Annotated in this window: 1 protein-coding gene; it reads left to right on the top strand. The window is 76.2% G+C overall.

Features of this window, described 5'->3' with window-relative positions; translation table 11 throughout:
• Positions 1-7 precede the first annotated feature (7 nt).
• Complete coding sequence (locus ACZ7LY_RS16435) at positions 8-20,101, top strand: non-ribosomal peptide synthase/polyketide synthase (protein WP_471625266.1); 20,094 nt, start codon at positions 8-10, stop codon at positions 20,099-20,101.
• Positions 20,102-20,177: the final 76 nt, after the last annotated feature.

Consider the following 20,177-nt stretch of genomic DNA (forward strand, 5'->3'; position numbering starts at 1 on the left):
CCGAACCATGACGTCTTCGAAGCCTTCGAAGCCCACGCAGCGGGACCGCGCCGAGGCCCTGCCCGAGGAGATGCGCGAAGCGCTGCGCCGCCGCCTCGCCGGGCGCGCCCGCACCGCCGCCCCCGAGGCCGGGCGGGGCATCCCGCGCGCCGACCGCGACCGCCCGCTGCCGCTGTCCTTCGCCCAGCAGCGCCTGTGGTTCCTCGACCGGCTGCGCCCCGGCGACGCCCGCTACAACAGCGCCGTCGCCCTGCGCCTGACCGGGCCGCTGCGCCAGGACGCCCTGGAGCGGGCGCTGGCCCTCGTCGTGGAGCGTCACGAGGCGCTGCGCACCACGTTCGACGAGAGTGACGGCCGCCCCGTGCAGACCGTGCGCCCGCCGGCCCCCGTGCCGCTGCCGCCGCGCGACACCGCGGACCTCGACGCCGACCTCCTCGCGGAGTACGCCCGCCCCTTCGACCTGCGCCACGGGCCGCTGCTGCGTGCCCTGTTGCTGCGCGAGTCGGACACCGCCCACGTCCTGCTGCTGACCGCCCACCACATCGTCACCGACGGCTGGTCGATGGGCGTGGTCCTGGACGAACTGTGCACCGCCTACGCCGCGTTCGCGCGGGGCGCCGAAGCGGACCTGCCGCCGGTCGCCGTCCAGTATCCCGACTTCGCCGTGTGGCAGCGCGCGCGGCTCTCCGGGGAGCGTCTGGAGCGGCATCTCGCGTACTGGCGCCAGCAGTTGGCGGGCGCGGCAGCCCCGGAGCTGCCCCTGGACCGGCCGCGGCGCGGCGAGGAGGCGGGGGAGGGCGCCGTGCACACCTTCACCGTCCCCGCCGCGCTCACCGCCCGGCTCGGCGAGCTGGCGCGGCAGCGGCACACCACCCTGCACACCGTCCTCGTCGCCGCCACCCAGGCGCTGCTGGCCCGCTGGTCGGGACGGGACGACATCACGGTCGGCTCGCTCACCCCCGGCCGGGGCCGCACCGATCTCGAACGGGTGGTGGGCTTCTACGTCGACACGGTCGTCCTGCGTACGCGCGTCGAGCCGGCCGCCTCCTTCCACGACCTGCTGACCGAGACGGCCGACACCGCGAACAGCGCCTTCGCGCACGGCGACGCGCCCTTCGAGCGGATCGTCGAAGCGGTCGGCGCGACCCGTGAGGCGGGTCGCAACCCGCTGTTCGACGTGATGGTGCTGCTGCACCCCGCCCCGCCCGCCGCCACCGCCCCGGAGGGCCTGGACATCACGCCGGTCGCCGTGCCCCGGCAGGCCGCCACCTTCGACCTGAGCGTCGAGTTCGTCCCCGACGGCGACGCGCTGACCGGCCTCCTGGAGTACCGCACCGACCTGTTCGACGCCGCCACGGCCGCACGCATGGCCGGGCAACTGCTGCGCCTGCTCGAAGGGGCAGCCGCCGCCCCCGACCGCCCGCTGCGCACCCTGCCGCTGCTGTCCGACGAGGAGGCGCGGCGGGCCGTCGCCACCGGCGTCACCAGGGCCGCCCCCGCCGAAGACACCACCCTGCCCGACCTGTTCGCCCGGCAGGCCGCCCGCACGCCCGGCGCCCTCGCCCTCGTGGCCGGCGGCGAACGCCTCGACCACGCCACGCTGAACGCCCGCGCCAACCGTCTCGCCCACCACCTGATCTCCCTCGGCGCGGGCCCCGAACGGCTGGTCGCGCTCCGGCTGCCGCGCACCGCCGACATGATCACCGCGATCCTCGCCGTGTGGAAGTCCGGCGCGGGCTACCTGCCCCTCGACCCCGCCCTGCCCGAAGAACGCGTCGCCTACCTGCTGGACGACGCCCGCCCCGCCCTCGTCCTCGACGAGGCCGCGCTGCGCGCCGTCCCCGACACGGCACCTGACACAGTCCCCGACACCGAGCCCGCCCGCGACGGCCTCGACCCCCGGCACACCGCGTACGTCATCTACACCTCAGGATCCACCGGCCGCCCCAAGGGCGTCGCGGTCTCCCACCGGTCGGCCGTCCGGCTGCTCGCCGCGCACCGGGCGGGCTTCGTCGCCGACGCGGGCGGCGGCCCGCTGCGGGTGGCGCTGACCGCGTCGTTCTCCTTCGACACCTCCCTCGAAGGCATCCTGCTCATGGCCGACGGCCACCCCCTGCACCTCGTGGACGAGGAGACCCGCAGGGACCCCGCCGCCCTCGTGGAGTACGTGGTCGAACACCGCGTCGACTTCCTCGACGTCACCCCCTCCTACCTGCGCCAACTCATTCCCGCAGGGCTGCTCACCGACCCCCGCCACCACCCGCGCCTCCTGATGCTCGGCGGCGAACCCCTCGGCCCCGCCCTGTGGCGCGACCTCGCCGCGCTGCCCGACGTGCGCGCCTACAACTACTACGGCCCCACCGAGTGCACGGTCGACGCCCTGGCCTGCCGTGTCGAGGCCGCCGACCGCCCCCTGGTCGGCCGCCCGCTGCCCGGCGTCCACGCGTACGTCCTCGACGACCTGCTGCGCCCGGTGCCCCCCGGCGTCGGCGGCGAGCTGTACCTCGCCGGTGAGCAACTGGCCCGCGGCTACACCGGGCGCCCCGGCCTCACCGCCGCCCGCTTCCTCGCCGACCCGTACGGGCCGCCCGGCACCCGCATGTACCGCACCGGCGACCTCGCCCGCTGGACCGCCGACGGCCGCCTCGACCATCTCGGCCGCGCCGACGACCAGCTCAAGGTGCGCGGCCACCGCGTCGAACCCGGCGAGATCGAGGCCGCCCTGCTCGACCTCCCCGAGGTCGGCGCCGCCGCCGTCGTCGGCCTGAGCGACCCCGGCGGCCACACCCGCCTCGCCGCGTACGTCGTCCCCGCCCCCGGCGAGGAGGCCCCCACGCCCACCGAACTGCGCGCCGCCCTGCGCCGGCTGCTGCCCGACCACATGGTGCCGTCCTCGTTCACCGCGCTGCCCGCCCTTCCCCTGACCACCAGCGGCAAACTGGACCGGCGCGCCCTGCCCGCCCCCGACGCCGAGGGCAGCGAGCGCCGCCACGTCGCGTACGTCGCCCCGCGCACCCCCGCCGAGGAGACGCTGGCCGGCATCTGGGCCGAGGTGCTCGGAGTGACCCGGGTCGGCGTCACGGACAACTTCTTCGAGCTGGGCGGCGACTCCATCCTCAGCATCCAGGCCGTCTCGCGCGCCCGCGCCGCCGGACTGCGCATCGGCTCCCAGGACGTCTTCCGCCACCAGACCGTCGCCGACCTGGCCGCCGCCGCGTCCGCCCGCGGGACCGCCCTGCCCGCGCCCCGCGACCCGGGGGACGACGCGGGGCCCGCCCCGCTCACCGCGGTCCAGGAGTGGTTCCTCGCCACCCATGGACCGCGCCGCCTGACCATGTCGATGCTCCTCGACCTGCCCGCCGAGCTGGACGAAGCGGCGCTGGAGACGGCACTTGAGGCGGTCGTCGCCCGGCATCCCGCGCTGCGCGCCCGCTTCACCCGTACCGAGGACGGCTGGCGCCAGGAACCGGGCACCGGCCCGGCCACCGGCCTGCTCACCCGCCTCACCGCGCCCGCCGGCACCCCCGACGCCGAGGCGGACACCCGCGCGGCGGATGCCACCCGCACCCCCGACGCCGAGGCGGACGCCCGCGCTGCGGACGCCGCCCGAGCCGCCCTCGACCCCGCCACCGGAGCCCTGCTGCGCGCCGTCCTGCTCCCGGCCGCCGGAGACGCGCGCCGCGAACACCCGCGCCCCCGCCTGTTCCTGACGGCACATCACCTCGCTGTCGACAGCGTCTCCTGGCGCGTCCTGCTCGACGACCTGGAACGGGCCTACCGGCAGGCCGCCCAGGGAGCCGACCCGCGGCCCGAGCCCGAGCAGACCTCCTTCGCCGGGTGGGCGCGCGCCCTCAGCGCCCAGGTGCGCGCCGGTGCCTTCGACGACGAACTGCCGTACTGGACCGCGCAGATCGCCACCGCCGCCGCCCCGCTCCCCGTCGACCTGCCCGGCACCCCGCTCGCCGGGACGGTGCGCACCGTACGCACCCGCGTGGACCGCGCCACCACCGACGCGCTGCTGCGCCAGGTGCCGGCCGCGTACCGCACGCAGGTCAACGACGTGCTGCTCAGCGCCCTCGGCCGGGTGCTCGCCGACTGGACCGGAGCCGAGCGCGTCACCGTCGCCCTCGAAGGCCACGGCCGCGAGGAGGAGTTGGTCGACGGCGCCGATCTGTCGCGTACCGTCGGCTGGTTCACCAGTCAGTACCCCCTCACTCTCACGCCCGGCCCCCGGGGCGACTGGGGGAGCACGCTGAAGGCCGTCAAGGAGCAGGTGCGGGCCGTACCTCGGCGCGGCCTCGGCTACCAGGCCCTCGCGCACCTCGGCTCGCCGCACCCCGACGCCCGCGCCCTGCGCCGCGTGCCGCTGCCGCCGGTCTGCTTCACCTACCACGGTCAGTGGGAGGCACCCCGGGGCGGCGACTTCGCCCCCGGCGCTCAGGCGCCCGGCCGGGAGACGGAACCGGACGCGCCCCTGGACCACCTCCTTGACGTCTCCGCGCTGGTCACGGACGGCGAACTGGAGATCACCTGGCACTACAGCGATCAGGTGCACCGGGCCGCGACCGTCCAGGAGCTGGCCGACGGCATGGTCCGCGCCCTCACCGCCGTCACCGAGCACTGCGCCCGGCCCGGCGCCGGCGGACGCACCCCCTCCGACTTCCCGCTCGCCCGGCTCGACCAGGCGGGCGTGGACCGCCTCGCCGGCGACGGCCGCCGGGTCGAGGACCTGCTCCCGCTCACCCCGCTCCAGGAAGGCATGCTCTTCCACCGCCTGGTCGGCGGCCCCGACGACGTCTACGTCGACCAGGCCGCCCTGCTCCTCGACGGCGTCACCGACGCCGAAGCCCTGGCGACCGCCTGGCAGCGGGTGACCGACCGTACGCCCGCCCTGCGCACCTCGGTCGTCTGGGAGGGCGTCCCCGTCCCGCTCCAGGCCGTGCACCGCGACGTGCCCGTGCCGTTGACGGTCCTGGACTGGCGGGACCTGGACGGCACCGAGCGGGCCGACCGCCTCGACCGGCTGCGCTCCGACGACCTCGCCCGCGGAATCGACCTCGCCACCGCGCCCCTGATGCGGCTCACCCTGGTGCGCCTGCCCGGCGACCGGGCGCACCTGCTGTGGACGTCCCACCACCTGATCCTCGACGGCTGGAGCCTCGCCCAGGTCCTCACCGACGTCTTCGCCGAGTACACCGCGCTCACCACCGGCGCCGTCGCCCCGCCGCCGGTGCGCCGGCCGTTCGGCGACTACGTACGCTGGCTCGACGGGCAGGACACCGAGGCCGCGCGCGCCTACTGGAGCGGCGTCCTCGACGGGTTCGCCGCCCCGACCCCGCTGCCCGCCGACCGCGCCCCGCGCCCCGGGCATGAGACCCGCTCGGCCGCCGTGCACACCGGGGCGCTCTCCGAGGAGACCTCCGCCCGCCTCGCCCGCACCGCGCGCGGCGCGGGCCTCACCCTCGGCACCGTCGTGCAGGGCGCCTGGGCGCTGCTGCTGTCCCGCTACAGCGCCGAACCGGAGGTGCTGTTCGGCACCACCGTCTCCGGCCGGCCCGACGACCTGCCCGGCGCCGAGTCGATGATCGGCATGTTCATCAACACCCTGCCCACCCGGGTCCGCGTGGACGGCTCCCGGGGCGCCGCCGCGTGGCTGCGCGACCTCCAGGAGACGCAGGCCGAGGCGCGCCGGCACGGTGCCGTCTCCCTCGCCGAACTCACCGCCCTGAGCGACGTCCCGGCCGGCAGCCCCCTGTTCCACAGCATGGTCGCGTTCGAGAACTACCCCTTCGACCAGGCCCGTTCGGCGGAGGCCGGGATCCGCCTCGCGGACGTCTCGGGCCGCGACGCGACCAACTTCCCGCTGTTGCTCCGCGCCCACCAGAGCGCACGGTTCGGCTTCGACCTCGCCTACGACCCCGCCCTGTTCGACGCGGCGACCGTACGCTCCCTCGCGGACCGGCTCGCCCTGCTCCTCACCCAGTTCGCCGAGGACCCCGACCGGCCCCTGCGCGCCCTCGCCCGCACCGCCGCCGAGGAACAGCGGCCCGCTGCGGAAGCGGCGTACGCGGCGGACCGGCCCGACCGGACCCTGGTGGACCTCTTCGAGGCGCAGGCCGCCCGCACCCCGCACGCCGAGGCCGTCACCTGCGGCGACGAACACCTCGACTACTCCGGCCTGGACGCCCGTGCCGGGCGCCTAGCCCACCTGCTCGCCGAACTCGGCGCGGGCCCCGAGCGGTACGTCGCCCTCGCGCTGCCCCGCTCCACCGATCTCGTCGCCGCCGTCCTCGCCGTCCTCAAGACCGGCGCCGCCTACCTGCCGATCGACCCCCGGCTGCCCGCCGAACGCGTCGCGCACCTGCTGGCCGACACCGCCCCCGTCGCCCTGGTGACGAGCGCCGCCGCGGGCGTGGACACCACCGGCGCCGACGTCCCCCTGCTGTCCCTCGACGACCCGGACCTCGGCGCCGACCTGGCGGGCCGCCCCGCCACAGGGCCCGCCGACCCGGCCCGCCGCCCGCTGCCCGAGAGCCCCGCCTACACCATCTACACCTCCGGCTCCACCGGCCGCCCCAAGGGCGTCGTCGTCCCGCACGCCAACGTGGTCCGCCTGTTCACCAGCACCCGCCACTGGTTCGGCTTCGGCCCCGACGACGTATGGACCCTCTTCCACTCGTACGCCTTCGACTTCTCCGTGTGGGAGCTGTGGGGCCCGCTGCTGCACGGCGGGCGGCTCGTCATCGTCCCCGACGACATCGCCCGCTCCCCGGAGGACTTCCTGCGCCTGCTCGCCGACGAGCGGGTCACCGTGCTCAACCAGACGCCGTCCGCGTTCTACCCGCTGATCCGCGCCGACGCCGAACACCCCGGGACCGGCGCCCGGCTGGCGCTGCGCACGGTGATCTTCGGCGGCGAGGCCCTCGACGTCACGCGCCTCGCCGACTGGTACGCCCGCCACGCGGACACCGCGCCGCGCCTGGTCAACATGTACGGCATCACCGAGACGACCGTGCACGTCACCTACGTACCCCTGGACCGGGCCACCCCCGAAGCGGGCGCGGGCGCGGGGAGCCCCATCGGCACCGCGATACCCGACCTGCGCGTCCACGTCCTCGACGACACCCTCCACCCGGCCCCGCCGGGCGCCGTGGGCGAGATGTACGTCGCCGGGCAGGGCCTCGCGCGCGGCTATCTGAACCGCCCGGGACTGACCGCCTGCCGGTTCCTCGCCGACCCGTTCGGCGCGCCGGGGGAGCGGATGTACCGCACCGGCGACCGGGCCCGGCTGCGCCCGGACGGCGCCCTGGAGTACCTCGGCCGCGCCGACCAGCAGGTCAAGATCCGCGGCTACCGCATCGAACCCGGCGAGATCGAGGCCGCCCTGCACACCCACCCGGGCGTCGCGGCGGCCGCGGTCGGCGTCTACGAGGACAGCGGCGGCACCCGGCGCCTGGTCGCCCACGTCGTCGGCGCGGGCGGCGGTTCCGGCAGTTCCCGATCCGGCGACGGTTCCGGCTCCGACGCAGGCTCCGGTGACCGGGAGGGGGCCACGCCGCCCCCGTCCGCCGCCGAACTCCGCGCCCACCTGGAACGTACGCTGCCCGCGCACATGGTGCCCGCCGCCTACGTGCCGATGCCCGCGCTGCCGCTCACCGTCAACGGCAAGCTCGACCGCCGCGCCCTGCCCGCGCCCGGCCCCGACGGCTTCGCCGCCGACGGCGCGCGCGTCGCACCCCGCACCCCCGCCGAACAGCGCGTCGCCGCCGCCTGGAGCGACGTCCTGGACACCGGCGAGATCGGCGCCCGCGACAACTTCTTCGCCCTGGGCGGCGACTCCCTGCTCGCCGTCCGCGTCGTGTCCCGGCTGCGCGCGTCCTTCGGCGTGGACGTCTCCCCGCGGCTGCTGTTCACCCACCCCGTCCTCGCCGACCTCTCCGCCGCCCTCGACGACGGCACGGCCCCGGACACGGACGACGCCATCGCCGCGACCGACCCCGGCGCCCCCGCGCCGCTGACGCACGCCCAGCAACGCCTGTGGTTCCTCGACCGGTTCGAGCCGGGCAGCGCGGAGTACACCACCCTGTCCGTGCTGCGGCTGCGCGGCCCGCTCGACACCGGCGCGCTGCGCCACGCCCTGGACGGCCTGGTCGCCCGGCACGAGGCGCTGCGCACCACGTTCACCGAACACGACGGCACCGCACGGCAGACTGTGCACCCGCCCGCCCCCGTGGAACTGCCCCTCGTCCCCTGCCCGGACGCGGCGGCCCTGGACGCTCTCCTGCACCGCGAGGCGAGCACGCCCTTCGACCTGGCCGCGGGCCCGCTGCTGCGCGCCCGCCTCGCCCGCGTCCACGCCACCGAGCACGTCCTCGTCCTCGCCGCCCACCACATCGTCACCGACGGCTGGTCGCTCGGCGTGCTCGGCCGCGACCTGGGCGAGCTGTACGCAGCCGCCCGCGAACACCGCCCGGCGGACCTGCCCGAACTGCCCGTGCGCTACGCCGACTTCGCCGTCTGGCAGCGCGCCCGTGCCGCCCGCGTCGAGGCCCACCTCGACCACTGGCGGCGCGTCCTGGACGGCGTCACCCCGCTGGAACTGCCCACCGACCGGCCCCGCCCGGCCAATCGCGGCCGCGCCGGGGCCCTCACGACGTTCACCCTGCCCGCCGACCTCACCGAGCGGCTGCGCGCCCAAGGCCGGGACGCCGACGCCACCTTGTACATGACCCTGGTGGCCGCCTGCCAGGTCCTCCTCGCCCGCTGGTCCGGCCGGCAGGACATCACCGTCGGCACCGTCACCGCGGGACGCGACCGGCCCGAACTGCACGACGTGGTCGGCATGTTCGTCAACACCCTGGCCCTGCGCTCCCACATACGCGAGGACCTGTCCTTCAGTGAGCTGCTGACCGAGGTGCGCGGCACCGTCCTCGACGCGTTCGCCCACCAGGAGGCGCCCTTCGAACGCGTCGTGGACGCCGTGCAGCCCGAGCGGGACACCAGCCGCACCCCGCTGTTCCAGGTCATGGTCGCCCTGCACAACCTGGGTGCCGAGGCCCCGGAGATGCCCGGCGTCGAGACGAGCGCGCTCACCCCGCCGGTCCGCAGCGCCACCTTCGACCTCGCCTTCGACTTCGTCGAGCGCGACGGCGGCCTCACCGGCTACCTGGAGTACGACACCGGACTCTTCGACGCCGAGACCGCCGACCTCGTCACCGCCCGCCTGACCACGCTGCTGCGGGCCGTCGCCGAGGACCCCGGCAGGCCCGTCGGCGCGCTGCCGCTGATGACCGGCGCCGAGCAGGAACAGGTCCTCGCGTACGGGCGCGGCGCCCCGGTGCACGGGCCGGTCACCGTCTTCCCCGCGCTGTTCGAGGCGCAGGCCGCCCGGACCCCGCACACCACCGCCCTGGTCGCCGCCGACGCCACGTACGACTTCGCCGCGCTGAACGCGCGCGCCAACCGCCTCGCCCACCACCTCATCGCGGGCGGTGCCGGGCCCGAGCAGGTCGTCGCCGTCCAACTGCCGCGCACCGCCGACCTGGTGGCCGCCGTCCTCGCCGTCCTCAAGGCGGGCGCCACCCTGCTCTGCCTCGACCCGGCGCTGCCCGCCGCGCGCCGCCGCCTGCTGCTCGCCGACACCCGCCCGCACACCCTGCTGGCGTCCCTGGACGACGTGCCCTGGGACCGGCTGCCCGCCCACGACCCCACCGACGCCGACCGGGTCCGCCCCCTGCGCCCCGACAACGCCGCCTACATCGTCCACACCTCCGGCTCCACCGGCCGCCCCAAGGGCGTCGTGGTCGAACACCGTCAGCTCGTCAACCTCTGCCACGACCACCGCGACCACCTGCTCGCCGCCCACACCGCGGGCGGACGGCGGCTGCGCGCCGCGCTCAGCGCCTCCTTCTCCTTCGACACCTCCTGGGAGGGCCCGCTGCTGCTCGCCCTCGGCCACCAGGTGCACCTCGTGGACGACGACGTACGCCTCGACCCCGAGGCGTTCTGCGCCCTCACCGACCGCGAACGCCTCGACTGGGTCAACGTCACCCCGTCCTTCCTGCGCGAACTGCTCTCCGCCGGGCTCCTCGCCCCCGGCCGCCACCACCCGGCGCTGCTGCTCGTCGGCGGCGAGGCCGTCCCCGACGCCCTCTGGCGCGAACTGGCCGCCGCCGAAAGCGACTTCGGCGTGGCCGTGCTCAACATGTACGGCCCCACCGAGACCACCGTCGACGCCGTCTACGCCCGCGTCGGCGACCGCCCCGACCGGCCCGTCATCGGCCGCCCCGGCGGCGGCCTGCGCGCTTACATCCTCGATCACCGCCTTCGCCCGGTGCCTCCCGGCACGCCCGGCGAGCTGTATCTGGCCGGGGCGCAGGTGGCCCGCGGCTACCTGGACCGGCCGGGACTGACCGCCGCCCGCTTCGTCGCCGACCCGTTCGGCGCGCCCGGGGAGCGCATGTACCGCACGGGCGACCGGGCCCGCTGGGACCGCGAAGGACTGCTGCGGTTCCTGGGCCGCGTCGACGAACAGATCAAGATCCGCGGGTTCCGCGTCGAACCCGGCGAGGTGGAGGCGGCCCTCCTCGCCCACCCGGACGTCGCGGACGCCGCGGTCGCCGCCCGCGACCACGCCGGCCGCCAGATGCTCGTCGGCTATGTCGTCCCCGCGGGCGCGCACGCGCCGGCGCCCGACGCCCTCCGTGCCGAGCTGCGGCGCACCCTGCCCGACCACATGGTGCCCGCCGCGTTCGTGGCGCTGACCCGCGTCCCGCGCACCACCGGCGGCAAGACCGACCGGCGGGCCCTGCCCGCGCCGCCCGCCCGGCCCGACAGCGGCGCCGCCTACGTCGCCCCGCGCCCCGGCGCCGAGGAACGCCTCGCCGCGATCTGGGCCGACGTCCTCGGCGTCGAACGCGTCGGCGCCCGCGACAACTTCTTCTCCCTCGGCGGCGACTCGATCCTCAGCATCCAGATCGTCTCCCGCGCCCGGCAGGCCGGCCTCGCCCTCACCACCAAGGACGTCTTCCGCCACCAGACCGTCGCCGAACTCGCCCTGCGCACCGCCGAGTCGGCCCCGCCCGCCCCGGCCGGGCAGCCGGAGCCGGGACCGGCGCCGCTCACCCCGATCCAGCGCTGGTACCTCGACGGACGCGCCCCGCACGACCCGCTGCGGTTCACCATGACCCAGCGCCTCGCCCTCGCCCCGGACACCGACCCGTCGGCGCTGCGGCGGGCCGTGGACGCCGTCGTCGCCCACCACGCCGCCCTGCGCACCCGCTTCCGCCGCACCCCTGAGGGCTGGCGCCAGGAAGCACTGCCCGAGGCGCCGCGCACGGTGTTCTCCCGGCACGAGACGGGCGCGCTGGACGACACCGCCCTGGAGGCGACCGCCCAGCGGCTCACCGACGAGGCGCAGCGCTCCCTCGACCCCACCGAGGGCCGTGTCGTACGCGTCCTGCACCTCGACGCCGGCACGGACCGCCCGGGCCAACTCGTCGTCACCGCACACCACTTGGTCATCGACGGCGTCTCCTGGCGCATCCTGCTCGCCGACCTGGAGAGCGCGTACCGGGCCGCGACGGCCGCAGCCCCGATCGCGCTGCCGCCCACCGGAACACCCTTCGGACACTGGGCCACGCTGCTGGAGCGGCACACCCGCTCCGGCGCCTTCGACGCCGACCTGCCGTACTGGACCCGTACCGCACAGACACCCGCCGACCTGCCGCCCGGGCGCCCAGGAACCAACACCCACGGCGCGGCCGCCTCCGTCACCGTCACCCTGGACGAGACGACGACGGACGCCCTGCTGCGCCAGGTCCCCGACGTCTACCGCACGCAGGTGGGCGACGTCCTGCTCAGCGCCCTCGGCCGCACCCTCGCCCGCTGGTGCGGACGCGACAGCGTCCTGCTCGGTGTGGAGGGGCACGGCCGCGAGGAGCTGTTCGACGGCGTCGACCTCTCGCGCACCCTCGGCTGGTTCACCGCCGAGTACCCGCTCGCGCTGCGCGTCGACCCCGACGCGGGCTGGCACGACACGCTCCGCTCGGTCAAGGAGCAACTGCGCGCCGTGCCCCGGCGCGGCCTCAGCCACGGCGCCCTGCGCCACCTCGCGCCCGGCGGGCCACTCGCCGCCGCCCCCGCCCCGCTGATCGGCTTCAACTACCACGGCCAGTGGGACACCGGTGGCACGGCGGCGGGCGGCCTGATCCGCGGCTCCCTGCCGCCGGCCGGGCGCGACACCGACCCAGGCCAGGACCGCCCGTACCTCATCGACATCACGGGTGTCGTCGAGCAGGGGCGCCTCGAACTCGGCTGGACCTACCCGCCCGCCGTCTACGACGAGGCCACCGTGCGCGGGCTCGCCGAGGAGACGGCCGCCGCCCTCGGCGACCTCGTGGCCCACTGCGCCCGCCCCGACGCGGGCGGCCGCACCCCCAGCGACTTCCCGCTGGCAGGCCTCAGCCAGGAGGAGCTGGACCTCCTGGTGGGCGACGGCCGGACGACCGAGGACGTCCTGCCGCTCTCCCCGCTCCAGGCCGGCATGCTCTTCCACGGCCTGGTCGACACCGTCAGCGCCTACGCCGACCGCACGGCCGTCCGGCTCTCCGGCGTCACCGACCCGTACGCGTTCGCCGCCGCCTGGCAGCAGGTCGCGGACCGCACCCCGGCCCTGCGCACCAGCGTCCACTGGAAGGGGCTGCCCCACCCCGTGCAGGTCGTCCACCGCCACGCCGAACTGCCCGTCACCCACCTCGACTGGCGCGAACTGCCCCGCGAGCAGCGGGCGGAGCGCACCGAGCGGCTGCTCGCCGACGACCGCGCGGCCGGCATGGACCTCACCACCGCGCCCCTGACCCGCCTCACCCTGGCCGCCCTGCCCGACGACGAAGTGCTGCTCGTGTGGTCCACGCACCACATCGCGCTCGACGGCTGGAGCACCGGACAGTTGCTCACCGAGGTCTGCGAACGCTACGCCGCCCTCACCGGCCGCCCCGACACCCCGCCCCCGCCGCGCCGCCCGTTCGCCGACCACCTGCACTGGCTCGCCGCCCAGGACCCGGCCGCCGCCGAAGCGCACTGGAGCCGGGCCCTCGCCGGGTTCACCGCCCGCACCCCGCTGCCCTACGACCGTGTCCCCGCCGAGGCGCACCGCGCCCGCGCGTCCGCCGCCGTCCACCACGAACTGGACGCGGACGTGTCCGGCAGGCTGCGCGGGGCGGCCGCCCGCGCCGGACTCACCGTCAACACCCTCGTCGAGGGCGCCTGGGGGCTGCTCCTGGCCCGGCACGCGGGCCGCGACGACGTCGTCTTCGGCACCACCGTCTCCGGCCGCCCCGCCGAACTGCCCGGCGTCGAGACGATGATCGGCATGTTCATCAACACCGTGCCGACCCGCGTCCGCGTCCCCTCGGGCCCGGTCCTCGGCTGGCTGCGCGCCCTCCAGGACGACCAGCTCGACTCCCGCCGCCACGACCACCTCGCCCTGTCCCGCATCCAGGCCGTGAGCGAAGTCCCGGCGGGCGAGGCGCTGTTCGACAGCATGGTGGTGTTCGAGAACTACCCCGTGGACGCGTCCGCGACCGCCCGTACCGGCGTCGGCGTCGAGGACGTACGCGCCGACGACGCCACCACCTTCCCCTGGTGCCTGCGCGCCCACCTGAGCGAACGGCTCGGCTTCGACCTCGCCTACGACCCCGGCCTCTTCGACGCCGGCACCGCCGAGCGCGCCGCCGACCGCTTCGCCGCCCTGCTCACCGCGCTCGCGGACGGCCTCGACGGTCACCTCGACGACCTCGACCTGCTCACCGACACCGACCGCGCGCTGCTCACCGCCTGGAACACCACCGCCCGCCCTGCCGCGCCCGCGAGCCCCGTCGAGCTGTTCACCGCCCAGGCCCGCCGCACACCCGACGCCCTCGCGGTCAGCGACGGCGAAGACGCACTGACCTACACCGAACTCGCCGACTGGGCCGGACGGCTCGCCGCGCGGCTCCTCGACGGCGGGCTCGCCGCCGAGGAACGCGTCGCGCTCACCCTGGACCGCTCGGCGGAGCTGATCGTCGCCCAGCTCGCCGTCCTCCTCGCCGGCGGCGCCTACGTACCCGTCGACACCCGCGCCCCCGAGGAACGCCGCCGCGCCCTGCTCACCGACGCGGGCGCCGCCGTCCGCCTCACCGCCGCCGACGTCACCGCCGCACGCACCGCGCCGCATCCCGGCACGGCGCTCCCGGCGCCCGACCCGGACCGGCTCGCCTACGTCATGTTCACCTCCGGGTCCACCGGCCGTCCCAAGCCGGTCGCCGTACGCCACCGCGACATCGCCGCGCTCGCCACCGACAGCCGCTTCACGGGCGGTGCCTGCGCGCGCGTACTGCTGCACTCCCCGGCGGCCTTCGACGCCGCCACCTTCGAGGTGTGGGCGCCGCTCCTCAACGGCGGCCGCGTGGTCGTCGCCCCGGCCGGCGACCTCGACGCGACCCTCGTACGGCGTCTCGCGGCAGGCGGCGAGGTGACCGCGCTGTGGCTGACCGCCGGCCTGTTCCGGCTGCTCGCGCAGGACGCCCCCGACTGCTTCCGGGGCCTCACCCAGGTGTGGACCGGCGGCGACGTGGTGCCCGCCCAGGCCGTACGCGACGTGCTCACCGCCTGCCCCGGACTGACCGTGGTCGACGGCTACGGCCCCACCGAGACCACCACCTTCGCCACCTCCCACGCCCTCACCGACCCGCACGCGGTGCCCGCCACCGTGCCCATCGGCCACCCCCTCGACGACATGCGCGTCCACGTCCTCGACTCCCGGCTGCGCCCCGTCCCGCCCGGCTGCGCCGGCGAGCTGTACCTCGCGGGCGAGGGCGTCGCGCGCGGCTACCTCGGCCGCCCCGGCGACAGCGCCGCCCGCTTCCTCGCCGACCCCCTCGGCCCGCCCGGCACCCGTATGTACCGCACCGGCGACCTCGCCCGGCGCCGCCCGGACGGCGCCGTGGAGTTCCTTGGCCGCGCCGACGACCAGGTCAAGATCCGCGGCTTCCGCGTCGAACCCGGCGAGGCCGAGGCCGCGCTCGCCGCTCACCCGCACGTCGCCGACGTCGCCGTCCTGGCCCGCGAGGACCGGCCCGGCGCCAAACGCCTCGTCGCCTACGTCGTCGCCGCGCCCGGCGAGCAGCCCCTCGACACCGAAGCCCTGCGCGAGTTCGCCGCCCGCACCCTGCCCGACTACCTCGTCCCCAGCGCGTTCGTCGCCCTCGACGCCCTCCCGCTCAGCGGCAACGGCAAGGTCGACCGCGCCGCCCTCCCCGCCCCCGCGCCCGAGGCCCGGCCCGCGCCCGTCGCGCCCCGCACCGACGCCGAACGCCGCGCCGCGCAGGTCTTCGCCGACGTCCTCGGCATCCGGCCGCCCGGCGTCCACGACGACTTCTTCCAGCTCGGCGGCGACTCGATCCTCAGCATCCGGCTCGCCTCCCGCCTCGCCGACGCGTTCGGCACCGACACCACCCCCCGCGACGTCTTCACCCACCCCACCCCCGCCGCCCTCGCCGCGTTCGCCCACGGCCGCGAGAACAGCGGCCGGCCCGCCATCGTCCCCGTCGCCCGCGAGGCGGCGGCACCCATGTCGTACGCGCAGCAACGCCTGTGGTTCCTGGAGGAGTTCGCCCCCGGCGGCGGCGAGTACGTCACCGCGCTCGCCCTGCGTCTGCGCGGCCCCCTGGACACCGGCGCCCTGCGCACGGCGCTCGACGGACTCGCCGCCCGGCACGAGTCGCTGCGCACCACCTTCGACAGCGTCGACGGGCACGGCGTGCAGATCGTCCACCCGCCGCAGGCGACCCCGCTGCCCCTGCACGACCTCACCCCTCTGCCCGCCGCCGACCGCGAGACGGCGCTGCGCCGCCACCTCACCGACGAGCGCGCCCGCCCCTTCGACCTGCGCCGGGGCCCGCTGCTGCGCACCACCCTGCTGCGCACGGCCGAGGACGAACACGTCCTCGCCCTCACGCTGCACCACATCGTCACCGACGGCTGGTCCACCTCCATCCTGCTCGGCGACCTCGCCCACCTCTACCGCGCCGAACTCGGCGTCGAGCAGAGCGAGTTGCCGCCCCTGCCGGTGAGTTACGCCGACTACGCGCACTGGCAGCGCACCACCCCCGCCGCCACCGGCACCGACGCACAGCTCGCCCACTGGAAGGAGCACCTGGCCGGCGTCGAGGCGCTGGAACTGCCCACCGACCGGCCCCGGCCCCCGGTGCGCAGCGGACGCGGCGCGACCACCCGCCTGGTCGTGCCCGCCCGTACCGCACGCGCCCTGACCCGCCTCGCCCGCGACCGCAACACCACCCTGTTCACCGCGCTCGTCGCCGCCGCCCAGAGCTATCTGGCCCGGCTCACCGGCGCCGACGACATCGCCGTCGGCACCGTCACCGCGGGCCGCGACCGCGCCGAGACGCAGGGCCTCGTCGGCTTCTTCGTCAACACCCTCGTCCTGCGCTCCCACGCCTCGGCCGACCGGCCCTTCGACGCGTTCCTCACCGACGTACGGCAGACGGTCCTGGACGCCTTCGCCCACCAGGACGTGCCCTTCGAACGGGTCGTGGACGAGGTGCGGCCCGCCCGCGACACCAGCCGCAGCCCCCTGTTCCAGGTGATGGTCGTCCTCCAGAACACCCCCGGCGCCGGCCTCGACCTGCCCGGCCTCGACGTCACCGACCTCGAACCCGACTCCGAGCACGCGCCGTTCGACCTCACCCTGGAGTTCGCCGAGACGGAGAGCGGCGCGCTGCACGGCCTGATCACCTACAGCACCGACCTGTTCGACGCGGCCACCGCCGAGCGCATGGCAGACCAGCTCACCACCCTGCTCTCCTCCGTCGCCGAGGACCCGGCCCGCCCGCTCGGCGCGCTGCCGCTGACCGGCCCCGACGAGGCGAAAGCCCTCCTGGAACAGGGAGTCGGCGCCTTCGGCCCGGTCCCCGAGGCCACCCTCGCCGACCTCTTCCAGCAGCAGGCGGCCCGCACCCCCGACGCCGTCGCCCTCACCGACGGCGGACGGCGCCTCACCTACGCGGAAGCCGACCGCGCCGCCAACCGGCTCGCCCACCGCCTCATCCGCGACGGCGCAGGACCCGAACGCGTCGTCGCCCTCGCCCTGCCCCGCTCGGCGGAGACGGTGATCGCCCAGCTCGCCGTCGCCAAGTCCGGCGCCGCCTTCCTGCCCGTGGACCCCGACTACCCTGCTCAGCGGCGGGAGTTCATGCTCCGCGACGCGGGCGCCCACCTCGTCCTCGACGACCCCGCCGCGGTGTGGGACGCCGACGGCCCGGACACCGCGCCCACCGACACCGACCGCAGCGCCCCGCTCACCTGCGACCATCCCGCGTACGTCATCTACACCTCGGGCTCCACCGGCACCCCCAAGGGCGTCGCCGTCACCCACAGCGGTCTCGCCTCGTTCGCGGCCGCCGCCGCCGAGCAGTACGCGGCGGGCCCCGGCGACCGGGTGCTCCAGTTCGCCTCGCCGAGCTTCGACGCCTCCGTGCTGGAGCTGTGCACCGCCCTGCTCACCGGCGCCACCCTGGTCTGCGGCGAGGAAGGCCCCCTGGTGGGGGAGCGGCTCGCGGAAGTCCTCGCCGAGCGGCGCATCAGCCACACCCTGATCCCGCCCGCGGCCCTCGCCACCGTCCCGCCCGGCACCGCGGACACCCTGACCGCTCTGCGCACCCTCATCGTCGGCGCCGAGAGCTGCCCCGCCGACCTGGTCGACACCTGGGCCCCCGGCCGCCGGATGATCAACTCGTACGGCCCCACCGAGGCCACCGTCGTCGCCACCTGGACCGGCCCGCTCACGCCCGGCGCGGGCGCCCCGCCCATCGGCCGCCCCGCCGGCGCCAGCCGCCTCTACGTCCTCGACGCCGCCCTGCGCCCCGTCCCGCCCGGCGTCACCGGCGAGTTGTACGTCGCCGGCGCCGGCCTCGCGCGCGGCTATCTGCACCGGCCAGGACTGACCGCCACACGCTTCGTCGCCGACCCGTACGGAGCGCCGGGGGAGCGGATGTACCGCACCGGCGACCTCGTGCGCTGGGCCGCCGACGGGCAGCTCCGCTTCGCCGGACGCGCCGACGCCCAGGTCAAACTGCGCGGGTTCCGCATCGAACCCGGCGAGATCGAGAGCGCCCTGCGCCGCACCGCTCTCGTACGCGACGCCGTCGTCGTCGTACGCACCGACCCGGCACAGGACGGCGGCCCCGAGGGACTCGCCCGCCTGGTCGCCTACATCGTGCCCGCCGGCCCGGACGGCGCCGACCCGGCCGCAGGCGCCCTGCCCGTCACGGAACTGCGCGGGCACCTCGCCGAACACCTCCCGCCGCACATGGTGCCGTCACTGTTCGTGCCGCTGCCCCGGCTGCCGCTCACCCCGAACGGCAAGACCGACCGGCGCGCCCTGCCCGCCCCCGGCCCCGCACAGGCGGCGGGCCGGACGGGCGCCGCGCCGCGCACTCCCACCGAGCGGCGCATCGCCCGGATCTGGTCCGACGTCCTCGGCGTCGACGGCATCGGCGCCGACGACAACTTCTTCGCCCTCGGCGGCGACTCCATCCTCAGCATGCAGGTCGTCTCCCGGCTGCGCCGCGACGGCCTGCACCTGGCCACCCGCGACCTCTTCACCCACCAGACCGTCGCCGAACTCGCCACCGTCGTCCGCGAAGCACCCCGGCGCGCCGACACCGGCCCTGCCACCGGGGACGTGCCGCTCACCCCGATCCAGGAGTGGTTCCTGACCACCCCGCGCGCCGCTCACCACCACTTCAACCAGTCGGCGCTGCTCGAACTCGACGACGCCACCGACCCCGACACCCTGCGCCGCGTCCTCGACGCCCTGATCGACCACCACGACGCCCTGCGCATGCGCTTCACCCACGACGCCGACGGCTGGAAGCAGTCCGGCCCGCCCCCCGAGGGCCCCTACGACGTCCTCACCCACCACGACCTCACCGGCCTGGACGACGCAGCCGCCGAGGCCACCATGAACACCGCAGCCGACCGCCTGCACGCCTCCTTCGACCTGGCGCACGGGCCGCACCTGCGCGCCGCCCTGTTCACCGGCGCCGACCGGCCCGCTCACCTCCTCCTGATCGCCCATCACCTGGTCGTGGACGCCGTCTCCTGGCGCATCCTGCGCGACGACCTGGAGAGCGCGTACGAGCAGGCCGCCCGGGGCGAGGACATCGACCTGGGGGAGCGCGGCACGAGCTTCCGGGACTGGTCGCGCGGCCTCGCCGCCCACGTCGCGGCGGGCGGCCTCGACCACGAACTGCCCCACTGGGAACAGGCCGTACGCGCAGCCGCCCACCCCGAGGACACCGGCACGACCACCACCGGCAGCATGTCCGTCGAACTCGACGAGGCCGACACCGCCGCCGTCACGGTCGAACTCGACGAGGACGACACCGCCGCCCTCCTGCGCCACGCCCCCACCGCCTACCGCACCCGCGTCAACGACGTCCTGCTCGCCGCGCTCGCCCTCGCCCTGGCCCGCTGGACCGGCCGCGACCGCGTCCGCCTCGACCTCGAAGGACACGGCAGGGAGGACCTGCTCGACGGCGTCGACCTGTCCCGCACCGTCGGCTGGTTCACCACCGTCCACCCCGTCGCCCTCGACGTCACCGCACCGGACGACCTCGGCCCGGACCGCGACTGGCGCGCCCTCGTCAAGTCGGTGCGCCGCCAACTGCGTACCGTGCCCGGCAACGGCCTCGGCTACGGCGCCCTGCGCACCTTCGGCCCGCCCGAGGTGCGCGAGCGGCTCGGCGACGGCGCCCACAGCCACGTCGTCTTCAACTACCTGGGCCAGTGGGACGCCCGGCCCGAGACGGCCTCCGGCGGTCTGGTCCGCGCCGAACACGGCTCCTTCGGCCAGGACCACGACCCCCGCGACCCCGGATCGCATCCGGTGGAGGTGGTGGGCGCCGTCCAGGGCGGCCGGCTCGCCTTCACCTGGCACCACAGGCCCGGCCTCGACGACACGGCGGCCGTACGCCGCGCGGCCGAGGACTTCGCCCAGGCCCTGCGCCGCCTCGCCCGCCACGCCAGGGCCGGCCGTTGACCGACCACCACGACAGGACCCGCGCGCCCCCGGCCACGCACCCCGCCCCCCCCGAACCCCGATGACGCACGCTCAC

The sequence above is a fragment of the Streptomyces sp. NPDC107550 genome, from assembly GCF_055639095.1.